This window comes from Shewanella piezotolerans WP3 (assembly GCF_000014885.1).
In the GTDB taxonomy this organism is placed as follows: Bacteria; Pseudomonadota; Gammaproteobacteria; order Enterobacterales; family Shewanellaceae; genus Shewanella; species Shewanella piezotolerans.
Genome location: NC_011566.1, coordinates 690,066 through 709,579 on the forward strand (window position 1 = coordinate 690,066; position 19,514 = coordinate 709,579).

Here is a 19,514-nt window from a genome sequence, read left to right on the forward strand (position 1 = left end):
AATGGCTATGTTTAACAAATTTTTTCGTGGGCTAGTGTTGGTATCAACAGTTGTATTGAGCTTTATCGCTCAAGCGGCAGACAACGCCGCAGATATTGAAATAGATAGAACCAACCCTTACGCACTAGTGGAAGCCGTTTCTCAAAAAACTTTTGCCCGTTTCAATCAAGATAAGCAGTTGATTGCGGATAATCCTGATCATCTTAAAGTTATCGTGACCGAAGAATTAATGCCGTATATTGATTATAAATATGCGTCTTATAAAGTACTGGGCCAATACCTGCGTGACACTACAAAAGATGAGCGAGCACGCTTTGTCGATGCTTTTCGCGGTTACTTAATCTCAACCTATGCTCAGGCATTTACTGAATATACCGATCAAACTGTGGAGTTTAGCCCTGCTAGGGACTTTGCTGGTGAGAAAATGGTTAATGTTAATGTTAGGATTATAGATAAAGGGCGTCCTGATATTAGCTTACAGTTTAAGGCTCGACGTTTAAAAGATGGCACCTGGAAGGCATTTGACCTGGTGGCAGAGGGTGTAAGTTTATTGTCTTCTAAAAAATCAGAGATCACCAATTTGGTACGCCAAAAAGGCATAGAGTCTGTAATAGAAATGCTGATTGAGCGCACCGAGACTCATATTGATTTAAGTGCGAATGAGCAGGCGAACTAGTGGCTAGCTTTCAACAGCAAGGTATAATTTGTGCGATTAGTGGCTGCCTAGATCAGCAAGCCGTAATCAGTCTATGGAATGACAGACATTGCTTATTAGATGTAGATACTGCATTTTTGCAGTTATCGGACATTGAATATTGCGACAGTGCCGGAGTGGCATTTTTACTCGAATTAGTCAGCATCTTTGCTGCCAAAGGCGCCAGTTTAAAACTGGTTTCTGCTTCAGAGCAGCTTAAGAAATTTATCGTATTATATGATTTAAACGACTTCTTTATTGAAGAAGCACAGTAAGGTGAACAGTTCCATGGAATGTAAAGATATAGAAGCTATCCTGTTAGAAGCATTATCGCTAGACGAAGTTAAGGTAACTCAAGAAGGTACTCACTACAAAATCGTCGCGGTCGGTGAATGTTTCGACGGTATGGGGCGCGTAAAGCAGCAACAAACTATTTATGGTCCATTAATGGCTCACATTACCAGCGGTGAGTTACACGCAATTACGATTAATGCTTTCACGCCGACCCAATGGAAGCGTGAAAAAGTGTTTAATATGTAAATGCGGATTTAGAGAGTTAACGTGGATAAATTAAAAATTGAAGCAAGCGGTGCGCTTGCAGGCGACGTTGTTATTTCAGGCGCGAAGAACGCCGCTCTGCCAATCCTTATGGCAGGTGTGTTAGCTGAAACTGATTTCAACGTATCGAATGTGCCTAGCCTTAGGGATGTTAATACTAGTTGTGAACTTTTGCGCTGCTTAGGGGCTGAAGTCACTCGCTCTGGTGATGATAAAGTTTGCATTTCAACCACTAACCTTAATGAGTTTTGTGCACCCTATGAGTTAGTTAAGACCATGCGTGCATCGATACTTATTTTGGGGCCTCTACTTGCCCGTTATGGTAAGGCTGATGTATCACTGCCTGGTGGCTGTGCAATTGGTGCTCGACCGGTGAATCTGCACTTGCAGGGGCTTGAGCAAATGGGCGCCAAGATAGAAGTCAAAGAGGGCTACATTAAAGCTCGCGTTGATGGTCGGCTAAAAGGTGCGCATATCTTTATGGATATGATAAGCGTTGGTGCAACTGAGAATCTACTCATGGCAGCAGCATTAGCTGATGGTGAAACTGTCATTGAGAATGCAGCTCGTGAGCCTGAAGTTGTCGATTTAGCCAATTGCTTAATTGCAATGGGCGCTAAGATCGAGGGTGCAGGAACTGATACGGTTCGTATTCAAGGGGTTGAATCATTGCAAGGTTGTGACTACCAAGTGATGCCAGACAGAATTGAAACCGGTAGTTTCCTTGTTGCTGCAGCGGTGACTCGTGGCAAAATTCGTTGTATTAAAGCTGATCCCAAGTCTCTGGAAGCGGTGTTGGCTAAGCTTGAAGACGCGGGGGCGAGCATTACCACTGGGGATGATTGGATTGAACTGGACATGCAAGGCCAGCGTCCAAAAGCGGTCAATATCAAGACTGTAGCTTATCCTGGTTTTCCAACTGACATGCAGGCACAATTTTGTGTGCTAAATGCATTGGCAGAAGGCACTGCGACGATTACCGAAACGATTTTCGAGAACCGCTTCATGCACGTTCCTGAGTTGAGCCGTATGGGGGCGACGATGGAGCTAGAGGGGAATACTTGTATTATTCACGGCATTGAAAAGCTTAATGGTGCACAAGTGATGGCGACGGATCTGCGTGCTTCTGCCAGCTTGGTGATAGCAGGTTTGGTCGCAGATGGTACAACAACTGTTGACCGCATATACCATTTAGACCGTGGTTATGAACATATCGAAGATAAGTTTAAAGGGCTCGGCGGCGACGTAAAGCGAGTAAAATGATAGTTTAGCGACTCTGATGCTGCGTTAATGAACTTGAGCGTAGAATAACTATGCTCTTCATTTTAAGGCATTCCCTCCTTAGAGCTCAGATATAGGAGGCAGAGTCACACAGGAGCAGTTACCGAGGAGCATTTAATGATCTTACCTCCAAGGCACTAAGCTCTCGCTAAGCGATCAAATCTTTGTACTGATTGGTATAAAAACCATTTAGGCTTTATTGCTTAAATGGTTTTTTGTTTTATGAGCTAGCGCAAATGGTGATTTGATAAAGTTAGAAGGAGATCATAATGGCCATCTAGGCTTAATGCTATTTTATAGCGATGCCAGTATTTATCATTTTCAATATCTACCTCTTCTACGGTCTCGTGTTCTTCTCGATTGGCTGTGCCGTAGTGTTTCGAAACTTCAGATCTAGTCAACTGAAAGTAGCGCCGACTCTGTGGGCATTAGCTGCGTTTGGTTTTACCCATGCTTTCCATGAATGGTCAGAACTCTATTTGATCATTTTTTCAGATCATATAGCCGAGCATTACCAGCTATTAACTCTGTGGCTTTGCTTAGCTAAGTTACTGTTCTCCTATTTGGCTTTACTGGTGTTTGCTTGGCAAATACTCAGTATTACGACGCGGCGGGTTGCACTGGTGGGCCATAGTCTACTACTTGCGATTATAGCCAGTTATCTATGGTTACTCATTCCCGATCTGCATGATTTAGCGGTTAACCAAACGGGTTTTATTGAAGCGAGCCAATATACCCGTGTGCTCATAGGCTTTGGTAGTGCTTCTTTAGCGGGGATTGGTATGGCGATTTATGGCAATAGCTTACGGCAAGAGAAGCATAACTATGGCCTTTATTTCGTGATTAGTGGAGCTGGGCTACTTATTTATGGTGTGTTATCAGGTCTCGTTCCGACAGATTTTCATCATAGTGTTCCAGTATTACGAACCTTGGCCGGAGCATTGATTCTTGTGGCACTGTTTAAGGCGCTTAAAGTGTTTGATTTAGAAAAAGAGCAAGCAACGGAGGCGAAGCTGACCCGAGCTATTGAAGCTGACAAATATAAAGCGATAGGGCAGTTAGCCATGGGGGTTGCGCACGAGATCAATAACCCACTGGCTTCTTCTACATTGGCTCTTGATCTATGGGAGCGAAAAAATGCAGATTGCTGTGAGACAGATAATAACTATCTACATCGAGCTCGGTTAGGGATCGAGCGCGCCTCAGCAATTAGTAAAGAGCTATTGAGCTATGCAAGGCCGGCATCAGGAAAGAAAAGTTTTGTGGCCATTAGTGATGTACTTAACTCGGCTGTGCAACTGCTGTCCCACCGTACGAAACATCATAAAATTGAGATTGACTGCGGCAATCATATTGTTATGTATGCTGAAAAAATTAAATTGGAAGAGTTGTTCATTAATTTGATTTGCAATGCAATCGATGCTTCCGATGAAAACAGCTCTGTCATCATTACAGCTATGCAGGAACAAACCAAAGTGATTGTCCAGATTGAAGATTTTGGCTGCGGCATGTCTGAAGCTGAGCTAAATAAGGCCACTGAATTGTTTTATTCTACTAAACCCGTCGGTAAAGGAACTGGATTAGGCTTGGCTATTTGTGAGCATATAACGTCGTTACATAATGGAAAAATGCACATTGTGAGCCGTGAGAATTTCGGTACGTGTGTCGAATTGACTTTTTATCGGGAGCACTACTCATGATCTCTATTTTATTGGCTGAAGATGATGTTGAATTGAGCCGCAATATGGTGGAGATCCTCGAGTTAGAAGGTTTTGCTGTTACCGCGGTAACAAGTGCTGAAGAGGCGATTGAAGTGAGTGGCCAGCGCCATTTTGACATTGCGCTTTTGGACTTACTCATGTCGGGAATGACAGGTGTAGAAGCGATATCGAATCTGCGGCAAAACCAGCCCTTTATTGCAGTGATCATCATTACGGCATATGCCACTGTTGATACTGCGGTGGACGCGATGAAGAAAGGCGCTGACAGTGTAATCACTAAGCCTTTTAAAAGTCAGGAGCTTATCGTTACTATTCGGCGCAGTTTAACTGAGAAACAGCTACTTAAGAGCCGTGCTGATCTGGATCCTGACCTTGTCTACAGTGCGTTGGCAAATCCAAATAGAAGAAAAGCGCTGAGAGTACTAGCAATACATAAAGAGCTTAAGTTTATGGATCTATGTCGTTTAGTTGAAATAGACGATCACACCAAGTTTAACTTCCACTTACGTCAGTTAAAAAAAGCGGGCTTAGTGATGCAAAATGAGAAGAAGATCTACATTTTGACAAATACTGGTCAATTTGTTTTACAGCATTACAACTTATCGGAAGATTAAAAAAACATTAAAAACATATAGTTGTCTAAAAACTGATAACTATAGTTCACAAGTACTCTTTATTAGTGAACTCTAGTTATCTATCTCTTTAGTAGTAACTCTTCAATACTTGATGCATGTCCAGAGAGGCATATCAGTCGCCATTCCCTGCAACGTTGGCGATATGAAATAGCAATGTTGAGGATGAACTTATGAACGCACAAATTCCATGTAAAAAATTACTATTAGCCAGTATGATCACCATGCTGGTCGCCTGTGGTAGCGATAATGATGATACCACTCCCCCGGTAGAGAATACCCCGCCAGTCGCCGTTGCTGATGCTGCAAATGTTCTTGCTTCTGAAGTGGTTACTATCGATGTTTTAGCAAACGATACAGATGCTGACGGCGATACTTTATCAATTGTTTCGGTTGATTCTGATAGTGCCGTTATAAAAGATGGCAAAGTTGACTTTACCGCCGGTAGTGATGCCGGTGAAGTGAAGTTTAATTACACTATTACTGACGGCACTGATGAAGCCTCGGCTGAAGTAACGGTTACCGTTGAAGCACAACCTGAGCCTGAGCCACTAAGCTATGTTGGTTCAGCGGCTTGTGCTGGCTGTCATAGTGGCAAGCACGAATCGTTCGCTAAGACGGGTCACAACTTTAAGATCCAAAAAGTGAGCAACGGTGAAGAGCCGACTTTCCCTTATACGCCAAAAGAGACCATTACAGGCTCAATTGATCTGCTGCAGTTTGCCGGTCCAGACGGTGACGGTACCACTAATAACGCCCTAGGCGCACCAACCAGTTATGATGATGTGACTTACGTTGTCGGTGGCTACCATTGGAAAATGCGTTGGTTGGATGCCGAAGGTTATATTGTTACCGGTAATAATGTGCAATACAATATTCGCAATAGCGATGGCACTCTTAACGTACCAGACAATCACTTTGATGATCCTGACGTGATGGGCGATTATAAAGCCAGTGAGATGAACTACCAATATAAGTGTGGTAACTGTCACACTACAGGTTGGAAGCGCACCACAACTGAAGATGGCGACACTAGAAACCCTGACCGTCAAGACGACTTGCCTGGAATGGGTGGCACCTTTGCTGAGCAAGGCGTGCAGTGTGAAGCATGTCATGGTGCTGGAAGTGAGCATATCGCTGCACCATCAAAAGAGAATATCACTAAGATAGCAATTGCACGTACTACTGAAGACTTCTTAGCGGAAGACATGGGTTATGGTAAAGCGGTAACTTGTGCTGAGTGTCATACTCGTGACGGTGAGAAGGACTACCCAACTTTTGTTAGTGCTTACAATGTTGCCTACCCTGATGGTAGCAAAGTCGGTGGTCGTATTATCTCTAGCGGTGGCTTATCTAAGCATCATCAGACTGGCGATGAAATATTGGGTGTAGTACCAGAAGATCATGGCGACTATAAAGCGGGTGATGAAATTGGTCCTAAGAGTGGTATGGCGTGTACCACCTGTCACGATTCACACAAATCGACCTTGAACCAAGACAGTGATGACGGCCTACACACTGGTGCAGTGAAAGAGTGTACGTCATGTCATACTGGTGAATACGCCAAGGAATTTGCTGAGAATACGCATGCCGCTGCTCCCCATGCTGCAGCTGAATGTACCACTTGTCATATGCCTAAACTGGCTAAGAGTGCTGTCACGCACCTAGGTAGAGATGGTACTACTAAGTTTGGCGATGTGAAATCTCACTTGTTCAACATTGACTTGGATCCAAATGCTAAGCAGTTTACCGAGGATGGTAAGTTCCAAATGCCTTGGTCCACAGCGCAGTTCTCATGTGGTGAATGTCATGCTGATTATGCTGATAGAGCAGCAGCATTACCTAAAATCCATAAGTAAAACCTAAACTCATCATTTAGGCCCTGCAAGCAAGCCGCCCTTTCATCACGAGGGCGGCTTTTTCTATTTGAGTCACAGCTGTTTTTGCTCTCCTCTTAATGTTGCAATACATATTAAGAACAAGCCCCTCGAGTGGTGCTGTTAAAAATCACGTTCAAAGGCCACTTCTTATTCTCGCAAGATGGCAAAGATAAAGGCTTTGCCCGTGCTCCAATATGTGTGCGCATACCAACTATGCGCACCAGCAAATCTGTGAAGTAAAATCTATTCGTTCGTCGACTGAATTTAAATTAATGCTCTAATCCTATTTGATGGCCATCAAATATTTTCAGGTTCTTTTGTATTGGCAATCTGCTAGGCTGAGATGCATTAAATTCACTGCCTGTAACGGTACTGTCTATATGGAGGAGAGGCATTTTATGACGACATGGAAGAGAATAACTATAGTATTAGTGCTGTTTACGGCCGCACTTGGTTGTTACACCTTAGGCGTAACATCTGGTGCTATTAGCCTACTTGTTTTGGGGGCTGTACTGGAAATTTGTTTTTGGTGTGGTCTGTTGCAGAGCAGTAAACAAAGACTCAGAAGTGGGAACTAAAAGAGCCTGCTAATAGCAGGCTCTTTTACAGTATTGGGATCGCTAATTATAGTGAACAGGCTTCTCTGCGATGACTACTGGTACATCATAAGATTTTCCTTCACGGATGATTGTAAGCTTAACTTCTTTACCTGGCGTTGTTTCGGCTATTCTATCCATCAGCATCGCTACACCAGGTATTGCTTCACCTTCATAATGAGTAATAACATCACGCTTTTTGAGCTTTGCTCTTGCAGCTGGCCCGACGGGATCAATACTGGTAATGAGTACACCAGTCAGGTCGGGTATATTTAGGATTTGCGCCATAACAGGGCCAACGGCTTCTCCACCAATTCCTAAGGCACCACGAATAACGCGACCATCTTGAATTAGCTTACCCATAATGCTGTGGGCCAGTTTAATCGGGATAGCAAAACTAATACCATGGGTACCACTTTCATTACCTATCTGGAAAGCAGCTGTATTGATCCCAACTAGCTGCCCTGTGGTATCTATCAGCGCTCCGCCGGAGTTGCCTGCATTAATCGCCGCATCAGTTTGCAGAAAATCAAGATAGCCAGAGCTCAGTCCGTTTCGACCCGTCGCGCTGATAATACCTTGGGTAATAGTCTGGCCTAGGTTGTATGGGTTACCAATTGCAAGCACTACATCGCCAACTCTAGCGGGGACATCGAGTTCAAGTGGCACCAAAGGTAAATTGTCACCTTCAATTTTTAAAACGGCTAAGTCGGTTTCAGGATCGCTACCCACCACTTCAGAGGTAAACTTTCTGCCATCTTGTAGGGCTACCACGATCTCATCTGCTTGCTTGATGACATGATAGTTAGTCAGTATGTAACCCTCTTTACTCATTATCACGCCTGAGCCCAGTCCTTGCAGTGAACTCGGTTTAAGGGGTTTTCTTTGGTCTATGCTGAGGCTATAAATATTGACTACTGCTGGAGCAGCTCTGCGCACTGCAGTGGCAAAAGAGAGTTCGTTGCTACTGGTCACCGCACGATTAAATAAACCATTGGTGAGGCTTTGCCCGGTAATAAAAGGCATCACAATAATGATAACTGCAGCCATGATAAGGCCAAACGCTATGGCTTTACTGACATATATAAGAGTGTCTTTAATCATCATGTCTGGGAGTAAAACTGAAAAGGTGAGTTAGATTAACATGTTTGAAGCCAACACGCAGTACGAAAGCCTTAGCTAAACAGAAAATAGCCGAGTAATTCACTCGGCTATTTCTACCACGGAGACTCGCTTATCGAAGGATCAAATATATGCTGGTATTGTCACGCTGTATTTTTAGCGCCACAGAACCCTTTTGATCTTCAAGTACCGATTTTAATGACTTAAGGTTTTTTACTTTACTGCGGTTTACGCCAACAATGACATCCCCTTTTATTAGGCCACTTGCTGCAGCTGGTGACCCTTGAGCGACGTCGGTGATAACAACCCCAGAGTTGTTTGAGTTCTCTAGCTTAGCGCCCTGAAGCATTGGATGCACCGCGCCAGCAGCAGCTTCTGCTGTTTGGGTTGATTCACCTAAAGTTGCCGTTACTGTTTCTTCATCACCATCACGAATTAGGCCAAACTCAACTTTGCTACCAGCTCCCATAGTGGCAACTTTTGCTCGCAGCTCTTGAAAACTCTTAATCTTACGACCATTTACGCTAACAATAATGTCGCCAACTTTAATCCCAGCCTTGTCAGCCGCGCTATCTGGCATCACTTCATTAATAAAGCCACCATGCTGGGTTTCGATACCAAAACCTTTAGCGAGCTCGCTAGTGAGGTCTTGCCCCAATACACCGAGTACACCACGGCGAACTTCACCATGCTCAATAATCTGATCGACTAGGTTGTTGACCATGTTAGCGGGAATGGCAAAGCCAATACCGACGTTACCACCGCCTGGTGCAACAATGGCAGTATTAATCCCGATGAGTTCTCCGTTGAGGTTAACGAGTGCTCCACCTGAATTACCACTGTTAATGGCGGCATCGGTTTGAATAAAGTTCTCTAGCATCTCAATGCCTAGGCCACTGCGCCCCATGGCACTTACAATACCTGAGGTCACTGTTTGTCCAAGGCCAAAAGGATTACCAATGGCGACCGCAAAGTCACCGACTTGCAACTCATCTGAATCAGCACGTTTTAGGGCTGTGAGGTTCTTTGCTTCAATTTGTAATAAAGCAATATCAGATTCGGCATCGCTGCCAATTAGCTTAGCTTCGACTTCACGGCCGTCATGTAAACCAATAAGAATCTCATCGGCACCTTCGATTACGTGGTTATTGGTAACGATATAACCCTCTTTAGCATCAATGATTACTCCTGAACCTAGCCCTTTAAACGGACGTTCCTGCACTTGCTCCCTTGGTGCATTAGGGCCAAAGAAGTAGCGAAAAGCATCAGGCACTTTTTGCTTAGAAACATGTGTTCCCGAAACTGCAACTGCAACGACTGCAGGCGTGGTTTTTTGCAGCATAGGCGCTAAGCTTGGCACTGTTTCACCACCAACAGCTAAAGGAATTGCCGCTTGAGATACAATAGGGGCTAGCGTTAATGTTGCGCCCAAAAGGGCTGCTGAAAGTAAGGATAATTTAGTCTTCATTTATACGTTGCTCCAATTTCATCAAAACTAATGTCTGCATGATTCTGTAAATATGTTTTCAATATGAAGGCAGCTGCCATGCATGTCATAAAATTACATCATTGTTATTGAGTCGGACTCAAGCGAGTATCAAAAAGTTCATCAATCAATAACAAAGGTTAATTCAGCGGTACATGTTTCTTATATATTTAAACTGATGGGGCTTTCTTAGTATAGGCACTATCTAATGATGCGCAGTTGTTATCGATAGGCTCTGCTTCAGAGCTTGCTGTATCAGAGGCCGCAGAGGTTAATATGTTGGCTGATGTATGCCATTTTTGGTTTACTTTATTGATAAGGCTAGTCAATTCTGCCAACTGTTTGTCATGCTCATCACAGTGATCTGACACCTCTTGTTTGTATTGGCTTAACTCTAATTGTGTTTGCTCTAATTGCTTATTTTGACTCTTGTCTTTGCTGTTTCTAGATAAAACGCTATGCCCGACATAGCCAAACACGCTACCAATAACAAAGGCTGCAAAAGTTAATGCCCATTCCATAGTGACTCCAATAACGACTTTTAATAAGAGAGATGTTGCCAAATATACATTGCAGCATTCCAGCGTGGTACTATTTACTGCAGAGTTTAATTAAAATTAATCGTCAAACAGCTAAAAATGGCTGATTTGTGTTTGTCCCCTACTTATAGAGAATGATTTACGTGTCGCATTTAACACCTTGGCAGCATTATCAGCAAGATTTAACTCGAGATGACTTTTCCCACGACGTAGCACAAGAGCAAGCCGTTAAACAGCTGCAACGAGTGTATGACGATCTTATTGCGATAAATTCTCAAGGGCGTAGTAGCAATAAACTCTTATCCTTTTTCGGGAGAAAAGCGAAGCCAAGTGTGCAAGGCTTGTATTTGTGGGGCGGGGTTGGACGCGGTAAGACGTACCTTATGGATACCTTCTTTGATGCACTGCCCGGTGATAAGAAGCTTCGAGCACACTTCCACCGCTTCATGCACCAACTTCATATTGATTTAGCTCAGTTACAAGGGCAGCGAGATCCATTGGTAATGATAGCAAAAGAGATGGCTACTAAGTATCAGGTGATCTGTTTTGATGAGTTTTTCGTATCAGACATTACAGATGCCATGCTATTAGGTACCTTGTTTGAATCTCTGTTTGCTGAAGGTGTGGCTTTGGTCGCAACCTCTAATATCATTCCCGATGAGTTATACCGTAACGGCCTACAGCGTGCGCGCTTCCTTCCTGCTATTGCCGCGATTAATAAGCATTGTGAAATCTTGAATGTTGATTCTGGCGTGGATTATCGACTTAGAACCCTTGAGCAGGCTGAGATCTACCATTCACCTCTTGATGAAAAGGCTGAGCAAAATCTACAAGAGTACTTTATTAAGCTTGCTCCAGAGTCTGAAGTATCAACGCTGGCGTTGGAGATTGATGGGCGCAACATCGATATTCGCCAGCAAGCTCAAGGGGTATTACTGATAGATTTTAGAGCGTTATGTGATGGGCCTCGTAGCCAAAGAGATTATATGGAGGTCGCGAGGCTATATCATACTGTGCTGCTGAGTAATGTTGAGCAGATGGGAGAACATTTAACCGGTGATGATATTGCACGTCGATTTTTGGCGATGGTTGATGAGTTTTATGAGCGGAATGTTAAACTCATTATCTCCTCGGCGGTGTCACTGGAAGATATCTATACTGACGGTTTACTGAGTTTCGAATTTAGACGCTGCCGCTCAAGGTTAACGGAAATGCAATCCCATGATTATTTAGCACTGGAGCATCTGCCGTAAGGTGTAATCGCATTCGATGGCTAGTGATATAAAGCCATCTGGGTAATCCACTGCAAGTAGATAAAATCCCCCTTGGCAACTGTCGCTAAACCGTTTGAAGCTAAAGGGGAGAGTTCTAGAGAAGAATTTTTTGAAAAGAGATTAGAATTTATCTAAAAATTAGGTGATTTTTAACTCATCTTTGTCTATAATCCGCCACCTGCCCTCGTTATCCACCACTTTAGGTGGAAGTTGTAAAGCCTAATTCTTTGCTCGAAGGGGCGGGGAAAGGCATTTTTTGTGTTTTTGCCAATAGTGGCATTAGCATGTGAGACAGAATTTTAACATTGGGTTTTTGTAAATGAAGACTACTTTTACTGCTACACCAGAAACAGTCACTCGTGATTGGTTCGTCGTTGACGCCGAAGGTAAAACTTTGGGTCGTATCGCTACTGAAATTGCTACTCGCCTACGCGGTAAGCATAAGCCAGAGTATACGCCTCATGTAGATACTGGTGACTACATCATCGTTATTAACGCTGATAAAGTTACAGTGACTGGTAACAAAGCTAAAGGCAAAGTTTACTATTCACACTCTGGTTTCATCGGTGGCATTAAGCAGATTACTTTTGAGAAGCTGCAAGATCATAAGCCTGAAATGATTATTGAGAAAGCAGTTAAGGGTATGCTACCTAAAGGTCCTTTGGGCCGTGCCATGTTCCGTAAGCTTAAAGTTTACGCTGGTACAGAGCATAACCACGCTGCACAACAACCTCAAGTTCTTGATATCTAAACGGGATTATAGCAATGGCTGCAACTCAATACTACGGCACTGGCCGTCGCAAAACATCTACAGCTCGCGTATTCGCTAAAGTAGGTACTGGTAACATCACTGTTAACAAACTACCTCTAGACGAATATTTTGGTCGTGAAACTTCTCGCATGGTTGTTCGTCAGCCACTTGAGCTAGTTGAAATGACTGAAAAGTTAGACATCAATGTAACAGTTAAGGGCGGTGGTAACACTGGCCAAGCTGGTGCAATTCGCCACGGTATTACTCGTGCGTTGATGGAACTTGACGAGTCTCTACGTCCTTCTCTACGTGCTGCTGGTTTCGTTACCCGTGATGCTCGTAAAGTTGAGCGTAAGAAAGTTGGTCTACGTAAAGCACGTCGTAAGCCACAATTCTCAAAGCGTTAATTTTCGCTTTCAGAGTTCAAAAAACCCAGCTTTATGCTGGGTTTTTTATTGCCTGGAATTCAGTAGTCTCAGCTTAAGCTTATGCTATCCAATCCTTGTTCATTTAGGCGGGAAGGATTTATAGGTGCAGTGCTAATCGTTATTCTCGGCTCTGACATCCTCGGTCATTGCTACCTGCAGTATCTAATCATCATAAAAGGTTTGATCCCTCAGCGAGAGTTTAGCGGCTTTGAGATAAGGCCATTAAATGCTCCTCGGTAACAGCCCCCGCGTTACTCCCGATAATCGCTCCAGCATGATGCTAGCTCCGAGCAACCTTACTCCCGTATCTCCTATATCAGACCTCCATGGAGGGAATGTCTAATTTTGTATGGAACAAATAGACCATACAGTCGTGCATTAGTGACATTTACCACATCTGACCTCTAGGGATGGAGGAATGCCTTAAGCATGTCAGGAACATGTTTGGCTATGTGGTTTGCAATGAAGGACATCGTTAAACCAGATTCAAGTTCATTAACAAAGCATCAAGCCGTTAAAACTCTCTGAGTAGATCAACTTCTTATCCTGAACGGTATAAAACCTGTCGGTCTAGTGGGCTATTGATAGGTTTATTTGTATTTAAGTGTTTCTCCTATTATTTCTGTCAATTACCTTTATTACTAGCGTCACTAAAAGTGGTATAAGAAATGTGTTGGGTGTAAATGCAGAATTTGAGTGAATGAAAGTGTGTTCATATTATAAACTGTTCGGTATAGGAAATACTTTGTTATGTCTTTTGAGTTAATCATGCTTGCGTTAGGTTTAGTGCTGATAATTGAAGGAATTGGTCCACTTTTGTTTCCAAACCGTTGGCGCGCCTATTTGAAAGAAATTTCCAATCAAAATCAGCAGCTTCTGCAACGGTTAGGTGGTTCTTTAGTCACTGTTGGGATAGTAATATTGATTATTTTTTCATAAATTACTTGCCTACAGCCCCTATAGATCTGCTAAAATCCCGTTTTAACCACTACCGTGCAGCAAATAATGGGCAAAAACGTTGTAGTTCTCGGCACCCAATGGGGTGACGAAGGAAAGGGTAAGATAGTCGATCTTCTTACCGAACAGGCTAAATATGTCGTTCGTTACCAAGGTGGCCACAATGCTGGTCATACTCTTGTTATCGATGGCGACAAGACCGTTCTTCATCTTATTCCATCAGGGATCTTACGCGATAATGTGAAATGCATTATTGGTAACGGCGTGGTGCTTGCACCTGACGCACTGATGACTGAAATTAACATGCTTAAAGAGCGTGGCGTACCTGTAGAGGAACGTTTATTAATTTCTGAAGCATGTCCTCTTATTCTTCCATTCCATTGTGCATTAGATATGGCTCGCGAAAAAGCGCGTGGCAATAAAGCTATTGGCACAACGGGTCGTGGAATTGGTCCAGCATATGAAGATAAAGTTTCACGCCGCGGTTTACGTGTAGGCGATCTGTTTAATGCAGAATTGTTTGCCGAAAAACTGAAGGAAGTGATGGCTTATCACAACTTTATGTTGACTGAATACTACAAGTGCGAAGCAGTTGATTATGAAGAGACATTGAAAGATGCTCTTGCGATTGCTGATTACTTAAAGAGCATGTGCACTGACGTTTCTGAGCTTCTTGATCAGGCACGCAAAGCAGGTGAACCAATTCTATTTGAAGGTGCTCAAGGCACGTTACTAGATATTGACCATGGTACTTATCCATTTGTAACCTCTTCTAATACTACCGCAGGTGGTGTTGCAACAGGTTCTGGATTTGGTCCGCGTCATCTAGATTACGTTTTGGGTATTATGAAGGCATACACCACGCGTGTTGGTGCAGGTCCTTTCCCTACGGAATTGGAAAACGAAATTGGTGACTACTTAGGTACTAAGGGTCATGAGTTTGGTGCGACTACGGGTCGTAAGCGTCGTCCAGGTTGGTTAGATATTGTCGCGATGAAGCGTGCAGTTCAAATCAACAGTGTAAGCGGCTTCTGCTTGACTAAGCTAGATGTTCTAGATGGTCTTGAAGAGGTGAAGATTTGTGTCGGCTACCAGTATCCAGATGGAACTGTAGCAACAACAACTCCGCTTGCAGCAGAAGGCTATGAGCAGGTAACCCCTGTTTTAGAGACTATGCCTGGTTGGAGCGAAACAACATTCGGCGCAACATCTGTAGAGCAGCTGCCACAAGCAGCAATGAACTACATTAAGCGTTTAGAAGAGTTGCTAGAAACGCCAATTGATATTATCTCAACGGGTCCGGATAGAAACGAGACCATGATTCTGGTGAATCCGTTTAGTTAATAAAAAGAGGCCGCGATTAGCGGCCTTTTTATTGGGTGCTTACTGAAGGTAAAAAAAGTCGCTACAACTAGGAAGGGTTGAGGCGCATGTAGTCCTCAAGAAATACGTTATACTGCCGATGAAAAAGACAGAGCAGGCTGCAAATATATCTATAGCTGATAATATATTTGTGCTTGAATTTACTTACTGTCATTGAGAGAACTTATGCTGCGTTATGTATTAATTATTGTATTGTCGATAATTTCTTTGCCGAGTATGGCTGCTCCCAAAGCAGTAGACGTCTATACTCAAGAGCAACTGGTTGATCTAATCCGTAGTAAACGCTATTTGACGCAAGTTAAGGGCGATGATTGCCAAATTGTAGAAGATATTGAAGCTAGAGCTGAAGTGTTAAAGCAGCCACTCTATCAGTATCTTTGGGCTGAAATGCTCAATTACGGGATCTGCGTTAAGGCCAACCCACCGCGTGGGATCTCGATGTTAAAAACCTCAGCACGACAAGGCAGTGCTGAAGCCATGGTTAGAATGGCGGAGTATTACCATGACGGTAAATTCGTTATGGAAGATAAAGAGCGTGCTGTGCAATATGTATTGCCTGCAGCTGCGACAGGTGACCTGCCTGCGCGAATCATGTTGGTTCGGTTATTTGGTGAAGGCTATGGTAGCCCACGCGATTACGAAACTGGATTTCATTGGCTATATAACGAAGTATTTAGCGATGAAACGGTGCAAGCCGAAGCAAGCAATTTGTTAATGGTGTTAGAGGCGAAAATGCCGCCCAGCTCAGTGGCTAGGGCAAAACAGGAACACCTGAGAACGCAACAATAAGCATGGCTGAAAGCAGTCATGCCAATATTTTGGAAAATGAATGATACAAGATCCACATATTAAGCGAGAGCAAGAAAAGTACGACAACCCTATCCCAAGTCGTGAGTATATTTTGGAATACTTACGCTCTCAAAAGTCCCCGTTAACCCGTGAACATATTGCAAATGCACTCAAGATTGAGGGCGAAGAGCAATTAGAAGCTATCCGTCGTAGATTACGAGCGATGGAGCGCGACGGTGAGCTAGTGTTTACCCGTGGTAAAGCTTATGGCTTACCAGAAAGAATGGATTTACTCACAGGAACCGTGATCGGACATCGCGACGGCTTCGGTTTCCTTAAGCTAGAAGAGGGCGGTGACGACCTCTATATTAATAACCGTGACATGATGATGTATTTCCACGGTGATAAAGTGCTCGCACAAAAAGCAGGTGTTGACCGTAAAGGCCGCCGTGAAGCCAGAATTGTGCGTTTAGTTGAGCAAAGAAGCGCTGCACTAGTTGGCCGCTTTCATCTCGATGCTGGCATGGGCTTTGTTATTGCTGATGACCGTCGCATCACCCAAGAGATCTTAGTGCCAGAGGAGGACCGTAAAGGTGCTCGTCAGGGCGACATAGTGGTATTAGAGCTAACTCGCAGACCCGGTCGTTATGTCAAAGCAGCAGCAAGAGTAATCGAAGTACTGGGTCAGCAAATGGCTCCAGGGATGGAGATTGAGATTGCGCTGCGCAATTACGACCTGCCACATAAGTGGTCAGGGCTAATTGAGAAGAAGCTCAGAAAAATCCCTGACGAAGTTACAGAGGCGGACAAAGAAGGCCGTGTTGACCTACGTCATTTACCGTTAGTGACTATTGATGGTGAAGACGCCCGTGATTTTGACGATGCGGTATATGCAGAGAAGAAAAAGTCAGGTGGCTGGCGTTTATGGGTCGCAATTGCTGATGTGAGCCATTATGTGCGTACTGAATCGGCATTAGACAGAGAAGCGCGCTCGCGTGGTAACTCTGTTTACTTCCCATCTCAAGTCATTCCGATGCTGCCAGAGAAAATCTCAAATGGCCTGTGTTCGTTGATGCCTGAGGTTGACCGTCTATGTATGGTTGCCGAAATGACTATTTCTGCAGCGGGTAAATTATCGGGATATAAGTTTTACCCGGCAGTGATGCACTCTCATGCTCGCCTAACCTATACCCAGGTTGCCGATATGCTAGAGGGCGGAGAGGTGAGTGATAAGCTCAAACCTATTTTCCCACATCTGCAAACGTTGCAGTCTTTGTATCTGACATTGGATGAAACCCGAGCTGAACGTGGCGCTATTGCATTCGAAACCACTGAGACTCAGTTCATTTTCAATGAACAGCGTAAGATTGATAAAATTGTGCCACGCAGCCGTAATCAAGCGCATAAGATCATTGAAGAGTGCATGATTTTAGCCAACGTTGCTTCAGCAAAGTTCGTTAAAAAGCACAAGGGTGAAGTGTTATACCGAGTGCATGAGGCACCGTCTGAGCAAAAGCTTACCAATTTCAAAGACTTCCTTAAAGAGCGTGGCTTAACAATGGAAGGCGGCCTAGAGCCTACACCAAAAGACTATCAAGCTGTGATGGAGCAGATTGCTGATAGGCCTGATGCTGAGCTGATTCAGGTGATGTTATTAAGGTCCATGCGTCAGGCAACGTATACCCCAGATAACGAAGGTCATTTTGGCTTGGCATTAGAGGCATATTCACACTTTACCTCGCCAATTCGACGTTACCCAGATCTTATCTTGCACCGCGTTATCCGTTACTTGTTGTCAAAACAAGAGGGAGAGCAATCTGAGCAGTGGACTGCTGATGGCGGTTACAACTACAAAATTGAAGAGTTGGATCTTTTAGGTGAGGAGTGTTCAACCACTGAGCGCCGTGCTGACGAAGCCACTCGAGATGTGAACGACTGGCTTAAATGTGAGTTTATGCAAGATCATGTTGGTGATACCTTTGAAGCGGTTATTGCATCGGTAACGCACTTTGGCATGTTTGTTCGACTCAACGACCTGTTCATTGATGGATTAGTGCATATCTCAAGTTTGGGTAGTGACTATTACCAATACGACAACATGCGCCAACGTTTGGTTGGTGAAGCGTCTGGTCAGGTATATCAGATTGGCGATACGGTTACGGTAAAGGTTGCAGCTGTGAATCTTGATGACCGTCAAATCGACCTGATGATGGAAGGGGATTCTGCTGGCGGTAAGCGCCGTAAGCCGAGTAAGCCCATGACTGCGAGAGAGCGTGTTAATCGTGAAGGCGCTAAACTTGCTGATAAAGAGCGCAGTGCAGGCAAAGGCAAACGTACAAGTAGCACTAAGAGTGGTGCTAAGTCAGGCTCTCGCTCGACAAGTAAAAACAAATCAAACAGTGGCAGCAAAGCTGACACGACTAAGACAAAAGCTTCTGCAAAAAAGTCTTCGGCTAAAAAAGCCAAGTCTGCGAAGCGTAGAACGAGTAAGAAATAGATGAAGAAGCAAGATATTACTTTCGGTTTGCATGCTGTTGAAGCTGTACTGCAAAATAGCCCTGAACGCGTTATCGAAATCTGGGTGTTACAAGGCCGTGATGACAAGCGATTAATACCAATTTTGGAAATCGCATCGCAGTGGGGTGTGTCTGTTCAGTACGCTTCTCGTAAAGCGTTAGACGATAAGTCAGCTGGTGGTCAGCATCAGGGCGTTGTGGCAAAGGTGAAAGCTGCCAAGATCCTCAATGATAACGATCTGCACGCAATGTTAGATGGCACTGAAACGCCATTTTTGTTGATTCTGGACGGCGTTACCGATCCGCATAATCTGGGGGCATGTTTACGTAATGCTGATGCTGCTGGTGTACAAGGGATTATCGTACCCAAAGATAACTCTGTTGGGTTAACGCCGGTTGTTAGCAAAGTGGCTTGCGGCGCAGCAGAAATAGTTCCGCTATACCAAGTGACCAATCTCGCACGCACTATGCGTAGCTTACAAGATAAAGGGATCTGGATTGCCGGCGCTGCAGGTGAGGCTGATAGCGATGTTTACCAAGCTAGCCTAACAGGGCCTCTAGCGATTGCTATGGGGGCAGAAGGTAAAGGGCTTCGCCGCTTAACTCGCGAAAGCTGCGATAGCCTAATTTCTATCCCAATGGCGGGCAGTGTATCTAGCCTAAATGTGTCTGTTGCGACGGGGATTTGTCTGTTTGAAGCTGTGCGCCAACGCCTAGCAAAATAGGTCTACAAAGAACTAATTAACTACACCTTTCAGGTCATTATTATAAAACGCCGATGAAGCTTTGACTTCATCGGCGTTTTTGTATCGATTTGACACTAATTTTTACAGAATAGTTTGAGTCGACTGTTACTTTTTCTGTATCGACTATTCCACTTTCATTGCGCATGCAGTAGCTTAATTGA

The 19,514-nt window shown here is 44.1% G+C and carries 18 protein-coding genes; 15 read left to right on the forward strand and 3 right to left on the reverse strand.

Annotation, left to right across the window (positions count from 1 at the left end):
- Nucleotides 1–7: 7 nt before the first annotated feature.
- The 7 genes from SWP_RS03045 (at nt 8) to SWP_RS03075 (ending at nt 6,745) form a co-directional block, all read left to right on the forward strand.
- A complete protein-coding gene (locus tag SWP_RS03045; protein ID WP_020910886.1) occupies nt 8–676 on the forward strand; it encodes an MlaC/ttg2D family ABC transporter substrate-binding protein in 669 nt (222 codons plus the stop codon).
- Complete coding sequence (locus SWP_RS03050; protein ID WP_020910887.1) at nt 676–969, forward strand: STAS domain-containing protein; 294 nt, start codon at nt 676–678, stop codon at nt 967–969. The genes SWP_RS03045 and SWP_RS03050 overlap by 1 nt, the downstream gene beginning before the upstream one ends.
- A gap of 13 nt (nt 970–982) precedes the next feature.
- Nucleotides 983–1,234 (forward strand): BolA family protein, encoded by a 252-nt coding sequence (locus tag SWP_RS03055; RefSeq protein ID WP_044555622.1) that lies wholly within the window; start codon nt 983–985, stop codon nt 1,232–1,234.
- Between the two features lie 21 nt (nt 1,235–1,255).
- Nucleotides 1,256–2,515 (forward strand): UDP-N-acetylglucosamine 1-carboxyvinyltransferase, encoded by a 1,260-nt coding sequence (gene murA / locus SWP_RS03060; protein WP_020910889.1) that lies wholly within the window; start codon nt 1,256–1,258, stop codon nt 2,513–2,515.
- Nucleotides 2,516–2,835: 320 nt separating this feature from the next.
- Nucleotides 2,836–4,233 (forward strand): sensor histidine kinase, encoded by a 1,398-nt coding sequence (locus tag SWP_RS03065; RefSeq protein ID WP_020910890.1) that lies wholly within the window; start codon nt 2,836–2,838, stop codon nt 4,231–4,233.
- Nucleotides 4,230–4,868: a response regulator gene (locus SWP_RS03070; RefSeq protein WP_020910891.1), complete on the forward strand. Its 639-nt coding sequence runs from the start codon at nt 4,230–4,232 to the stop codon at nt 4,866–4,868. Before SWP_RS03065 ends, SWP_RS03070 begins: the two co-directional genes overlap by 4 nt.
- A 191-nt stretch (nt 4,869–5,059) precedes the next feature.
- Nucleotides 5,060–6,745: an Ig-like domain-containing protein gene (locus SWP_RS03075; protein ID WP_020910892.1), complete on the forward strand. Its 1,686-nt coding sequence runs from the start codon at nt 5,060–5,062 to the stop codon at nt 6,743–6,745.
- 641 nt (nt 6,746–7,386) lie between these two features.
- Here the strand turns inward: SWP_RS03075 and degS are convergent.
- The 3 genes from degS to SWP_RS03090 form a co-directional block, all read right to left on the reverse strand.
- Nucleotides 7,387–8,469, reverse strand: a complete 1,083-nt coding sequence (gene degS / locus SWP_RS03080; protein ID WP_020910893.1) for an outer membrane-stress sensor serine endopeptidase DegS — start codon at nt 8,467–8,469, stop codon at nt 7,387–7,389.
- A 127-nt stretch (nt 8,470–8,596) separates the two neighbouring features.
- Nucleotides 8,597–9,952 carry a DegQ family serine endoprotease gene (locus SWP_RS03085; RefSeq protein WP_020910894.1) on the reverse strand — a complete coding sequence of 452 codons (1,356 nt, stop codon included), beginning with the start codon at nt 9,950–9,952 and terminating at the stop codon, nt 8,597–8,599.
- 188 nt (nt 9,953–10,140) lie between these two features.
- Nucleotides 10,141–10,491 (reverse strand): ZapG family protein, encoded by a 351-nt coding sequence (locus tag SWP_RS03090; protein ID WP_020910895.1) that lies wholly within the window; start codon nt 10,489–10,491, stop codon nt 10,141–10,143.
- Between the two features lie 161 nt (nt 10,492–10,652).
- Between SWP_RS03090 and zapE the strand changes: the two genes are divergently transcribed.
- From zapE to rlmB, 8 genes are all read left to right on the forward strand, one after another.
- Complete coding sequence (gene zapE / locus SWP_RS03095) at nt 10,653–11,762, forward strand: cell division protein ZapE (RefSeq protein WP_044556249.1); 1,110 nt, start codon at nt 10,653–10,655, stop codon at nt 11,760–11,762.
- A 340-nt stretch (nt 11,763–12,102) separates the two neighbouring features.
- On the forward strand, nt 12,103–12,534 hold the full coding sequence (rplM, locus tag SWP_RS03100) for a 50S ribosomal protein L13 (protein ID WP_020910899.1): 432 nt from the start codon (nt 12,103–12,105) through the stop codon (nt 12,532–12,534).
- A gap of 14 nt (nt 12,535–12,548) precedes the next feature.
- A complete protein-coding gene (rpsI, locus tag SWP_RS03105) occupies nt 12,549–12,941 on the forward strand; it encodes a 30S ribosomal protein S9 (RefSeq protein WP_020910900.1) in 393 nt (130 codons plus the stop codon).
- A 771-nt stretch (nt 12,942–13,712) separates the two neighbouring features.
- Nucleotides 13,713–13,901 carry a DUF2065 domain-containing protein gene (locus tag SWP_RS03110; RefSeq protein WP_020910901.1) on the forward strand — a complete coding sequence of 63 codons (189 nt, stop codon included), beginning with the start codon at nt 13,713–13,715 and terminating at the stop codon, nt 13,899–13,901.
- A 66-nt stretch (nt 13,902–13,967) separates the two neighbouring features.
- On the forward strand, nt 13,968–15,263 hold the full coding sequence (locus SWP_RS03115; RefSeq protein WP_020910902.1) for an adenylosuccinate synthase: 1,296 nt from the start codon (nt 13,968–13,970) through the stop codon (nt 15,261–15,263).
- Between the two features lie 204 nt (nt 15,264–15,467).
- Nucleotides 15,468–16,091: a tetratricopeptide repeat protein gene (locus tag SWP_RS03120; protein WP_020910903.1), complete on the forward strand. Its 624-nt coding sequence runs from the start codon at nt 15,468–15,470 to the stop codon at nt 16,089–16,091.
- 40 nt (nt 16,092–16,131) lie between these two features.
- On the forward strand, nt 16,132–18,588 hold the full coding sequence (gene rnr / locus SWP_RS03125; protein WP_020910904.1) for a ribonuclease R: 2,457 nt from the start codon (nt 16,132–16,134) through the stop codon (nt 18,586–18,588).
- The gene (rlmB, locus tag SWP_RS03130; protein WP_020910905.1) at nt 18,589–19,332 is read left to right on the forward strand and encodes a 23S rRNA (guanosine(2251)-2'-O)-methyltransferase RlmB; all 744 of its coding nucleotides are present in this window, start codon (nt 18,589–18,591) and stop codon (nt 19,330–19,332) included.
- Nucleotides 19,333–19,514 lie beyond the last annotated feature (182 nt).